Genomic DNA, 246 nt, shown 5'->3' with positions numbered 1-246 from the left:
CTAGCGCATTTATTGCCCGACTCATGCGCTTTCCGCATAGCGTGCTGGCGGAAGTTCGCCATCCAGTGCTGAGCAGTTTTGTGAGTTTGTTTCCGGCAACGACGATGCTGGTGGCGATTGGTTTTGTTCCGTGGTTTCGCCCACTGGCGGTGTGCCTGTTCAGCTTTGGTGTCGTGGTTCAGTTGGCTTATGCCGCCTGGCAAACTGCGGGATTATGGCGCGGATCTCACCCTGAAGAAGCTACCA

1 protein-coding gene is annotated in these 246 nt (G+C 55.7%); it reads left to right on the top strand.

Translation table 11 applies throughout. From position 1 onward, the window contains the following. The coding region (locus SB756_RS33875) for a hypothetical protein (protein WP_410913738.1) at positions 1-246 on the top strand (246 nt) is incomplete at both ends.

The organism is Pseudomonas sp. SIMBA_068, assembly GCF_046534705.1.
Lineage (GTDB): Bacteria > Pseudomonadota > Gammaproteobacteria > Pseudomonadales > Pseudomonadaceae > Aquipseudomonas > Aquipseudomonas putida.
This window is presented reverse-complemented; position numbering and strand designations above follow the sequence as displayed.